3 protein-coding genes, 1 tRNA gene and 1 other RNA gene are annotated in these 3,881 nt (G+C 70.4%); 3 read left to right on the top strand and 2 right to left on the bottom strand.

The window, feature by feature from the left end; translation table 11 throughout:
• Both G6024_RS15100 and G6024_RS15095 read right to left on the bottom strand, forming a co-directional pair.
• On the bottom strand, positions 1–328 hold a 328-nt coding region (locus tag G6024_RS15100; RefSeq protein ID WP_159149080.1), incomplete at its 3' end, for a hypothetical protein.
• Between the two features lie 119 nt (positions 329–447).
• Positions 448–535: transfer RNA gene (locus tag G6024_RS15095), tRNA-Ser, on the bottom strand.
• Between the two features lie 141 nt (positions 536–676).
• Between G6024_RS15095 and ffs the strand changes: the two genes are divergently transcribed.
• From ffs to G6024_RS15080, 3 genes are all read left to right on the top strand, one after another.
• An RNA gene (gene ffs, locus G6024_RS15090) (signal recognition particle sRNA small type) lies at positions 677–771 on the top strand.
• A 59-nt stretch (positions 772–830) separates the two neighbouring features.
• Positions 831–2,105 (top strand): aspartate aminotransferase type Ic, encoded by a 1,275-nt coding sequence (locus tag G6024_RS15085; protein ID WP_067714624.1) that lies wholly within the window; start codon positions 831–833, stop codon positions 2,103–2,105.
• A gap of 525 nt (positions 2,106–2,630) precedes the next feature.
• The coding region (locus G6024_RS15080) for a DNA polymerase III subunit gamma and tau (RefSeq protein WP_159149079.1) at positions 2,631–3,881 on the top strand (1,251 nt) is incomplete at its 3' end.

The following is a 3,881-nucleotide window of genomic DNA, read 5'->3' as shown; positions in this document are numbered from 1 at the left end:
CGAGCCAGCGGTCGTCCGCCCGGCCGATGAGGACGAGCACCGGCGGGCAGCGGTCGAGCTCGTCCCGCAGCTGCTTGGCCAGGCCGAGTCCGCCGGTGGGCGTCGCCTCGCCGTCGAGGATCGCCAGGTCGACCCCGCCCGCGTCGAGGTGTTCGAGGGCGACCGGGGCCGTGGCGACCTCGAGGTACGTCAGCCGGGGCAGGTCCGGGTGCGGGCGGGTGCCGAGGGCGGACATCACGCGGCTGCGGGTGGCGGCGTCGTGGCTGTAGACGAGCACCCGCAGGGCGACGTCGTCGTCAACGGTCCGGCCGCCCGTGGTCTCGGTCACGATCGCGAGCCTACCGAGCGTGGGTGGTCGCGGGAGCGAGAGCGGGCCTCCGGTCGGCCCGGGCGTGGCTGAAATGAGCGACGCGGCCCGGGCTCGAGAGCTCCGGGCCGCGTCTGCGGCGGAGGATAGGGGATTTGAACCCCTGAGGGGCTATAAACCCCAACCCGCGTTCCAGGCGAGCGCCATAGGCCACTAGGCGAATCCTCCGTGGAGGAGAATACCCAGGACGCGCAAGCGGAGGCAAACCGCGGGGCCGAGCGGGCTCCGATCCGGGCCCGTAAGGCGGGTGGGGTGCAGCGCGGGAGGCGGGTGGGGTGCAGCGCGGGAGGCGGGCCGGTTAGACTCGTCCGTGGACCCCGCGCGGCGTCCATCCTGTGAACTCCCCCAGGGCCGGAAGGCAGCAAGGGTCAGCGGGCTCTGGCGGGTGCGCGGGGTCCCCTTATGTCTTGGGACATGTCTTAGGGCACCAACACCGAAGTTGTCGATCCCGCCGGAGGCCACAGTGGCACTGTCCGATCTCCCCGCCGACGAACTCGCCCGACTCGAGTCGCAACTGGCCGCCGAGTACGACGCGCTGGCCGACAAGGGCCTGGCCCTGGACCTGACTCGCGGAAAGCCCTCGCCCGAACAGCTGGACCTGTCCGAGCGGCTGCTGTCGCTGCCGGGGGAGGGCGACCACGCGGCGGGTAAGACCGACGTCCGCAATTACGGCGGCGGGGCGGGACTGCCGGAACTGCGGTCGATCATCGCCGAGCTGCTCGGGGTCGAGGCCGACCGCGTGATCGCCCAGGACAACGCGAGCCTGTCGATCATGTACGACCTGCTGACGTTCTCCATGCTCTTCGGCACGCCCGACTCCCAGCGTGCGTGGAAGGACGAGCCGGTCCTGCGCTGGCTGTGCCCGGTGCCCGGTTACGACCGCCACTTCAACATCACCGAGGCGCTGGGGATCGAGATGATCCCGGTGCCGCTGGGGCCGACAGGTCCGGACATGGACGAGGTCGAGCGTCTCGTGTCGAACGACCCGTCCATCAAGGGCATGTGGTGCGTCCCGATCTTCGCCAACCCGACCGGCGCGGTGTACGACGACCACACCGTGTCCCGCCTCGCGCGCATGGCGACCGCCGCCCCGGACTTCCGGATCGTCTGGGACAACGCCTACGTCGTCCACACGCTCACCGAGGATTTCCCCAAGGTCCCGGACGTCGACACGCTGGCCGCCGAGGCGGGCCACCCCAACCGCTTCTGGCAGGTGTGCTCGACCTCCAAGATCACGTTCGCCGGCGCGGGCGTGTCGTTCTTCTCCGCCTCGCGGGCCAATCTCGACTGGTACCTCGGCCACACCTCCGTGCGCTCCATCGGGCCGAACAAGGTCAACCAGCTCGCGCACGCCCGATTCTTCGGTGACGCCGACGGGGTGCGCGACCACATGCTCCGCCACCGCGAGGTCATCGCGCCGAAGTTCGAGGCCGCCGCCGCAGCCCTGGCCCACCGGCTCGGCGAGTACGACGTGGCCGGCTGGACCCGGCCCGAGGGTGGGTACTTCATCGACCTCGAGGTGGTCGACGGCACCGCCACCGAGACCGTCCGCCTGGCCAAGGAGGCCGGGGTGGCCCTCACGCCGGCCGGGTCCGCGTACCCGTACGGCAAGGATCCCGACGACCGCCATATCCGTCTGGCGCCCACGCTCCCGCCCCTGGCCGAGGTCGAGACCGCCATGGATGTCGTGGGCCTGTGCGCTCTTCTCGCGGCCTGCCGCGCGGCGCTCGCCGACTGAGCGATCGCTCGGCTCGGGCGGTGTGTAACAACTGCACGATCCGCGTTAACGACGGCCATTAACGGACCGCGCTCCCGATCTCGCCTCCTCGCCCCGGGAATCGACAGGTGACCAGCACGTCTGCCCGTCCGTGATCTCTGACACATTCCCATAGTGTGAATGCGGGAGTCCGTAGCTTAGGTAACCCTGTCACCTGCATGAATGTAATTCACCCGCGTTGTTGAGCGATGGTCAACGCAAGTGCGGTCTTGTCCGGGCCGGGGCCGTCTGGTTGTATCGGAGTCGTCCGAGCTAGAGGGATGCGGACACCGGAGACAGCTGAGGGGCTGTGAGGGGCCGGTGTCCGATATCGGTTCGGGAACCGTGCCGCGGGGGTCTGAGGGGGCCCGATCCGCGCGCGAGGGACGTCGGGAGGGGCTGCGTATGACGCGGCCCCTCCGGTCATTTCGGCCCATCCCGGATCACGCGTGATCGCCGTCGGAAGCGGAAGTCCTCGTCGTCGTACCCCCTGGGTACCCTCTAGGCGTGGCTCTCTATCGGAAGTACCGCCCCGCCTCCTTCGCCGAGGTCGTGGGCCAGGAGCACGTCACCGAACCGCTCTCGGTGGCCTTGTCCTCCGGTCGTATCAACCACGCCTACCTCTTCTCCGGCCCACGCGGCTGCGGCAAGACCTCGTCCGCCCGCATCCTCGCCCGCTCGCTCAACTGCGTGCAGGGGCCCACCGCCGACCCGTGCGGCGAATGCGACTCGTGCGTGGCGCTCGCGCCCGGCGGCCACGGGACCCTCGACGTCACCGAGCTCGACGCGGCCAGCCACGGCGGTGTCGATGACACGCGTGATCTGCGCGAGCGGGCGTTCTTCGCCCCGGCGTCGTCGCGGTACCGGGTGCTCATCATCGACGAGGCCCACATGGTCACCAACGCGGGCTTCAACGCGCTGCTGAAGATCGTGGAGGAGCCGCCGGAGCACCTCATCTTCATCTTCGCCACCACCGAGCCGGAGAAGGTGTTGCCCACCATCCGCTCGCGCACGCACCACTACCCCTTCCGGCTGCTCACGCCCACGTCGATGCGCGGGCTGCTCGAGCGGATCTGCGAGCAGGAGGGTGTGCAGGTCGAGCCGACCGTGTTCCCCCTGGTCATCCGGTCCGGCGGGGGATCGCCGCGCGACACGCTCAGCGTGCTGGACCAGCTCATGGCCGGCGCCGGTGACGAGGGCATCACCTACCCGCGCGCGGTGAGCCTGCTGGGGGCGACCGAGGTCGCGCTCATCGACGACACGGTGGATTCGCTGGCCGCCGGCGACGGGGCCACGCTGTTCCGGACCGTCGACAAGGTGGTCGAGGCCGGGCACGACCCGCGCCGGTTCGCCGCCGATCTGCTGCAGCGGCTGCGCGATCTCATCATGGTGCAGTCCGTGCCGCAGGCGATCGAGCGTGGGCTCGTCGACGCGCCGGTCGAGCAGGCCGAGACCATGCGGCGTCAGGCCGAGAACATCGGGCCCGCCACTCTCGCCCGCTGCGCCGACATGGTGCACGAGGGGATGGGGTCGATGCGAGGGGCCACCTCTCCGCGGCTGTTGCTGGAGATCCTCTGCGCCAAGCTGCTCCTGCCCTCGGCGGACGACTCCATGATCGCGCTGCTGCAGCGTGTCGAGTCGCTCGAGTCGGGCGCCGTGCGGCCGGCCGCCGCGGCGGGTGCCGTCGGTGGCGGTGGATCCGCACCGGGAGGGTCGCCTCGGGGCGACGACGACGAGTCCCGCTCCGACTCCGCCGGC

The sequence above is a fragment of the Dietzia maris genome (genome assembly GCF_014144855.1).
Taxonomy (GTDB): Bacteria; Actinomycetota; Actinomycetes; order Mycobacteriales; family Mycobacteriaceae; genus Dietzia; species Dietzia kunjamensis.
The sequence above is the reverse complement of the archived record's forward strand: the minus strand, read 5'-3'. Positions and strand labels throughout refer to the sequence as shown.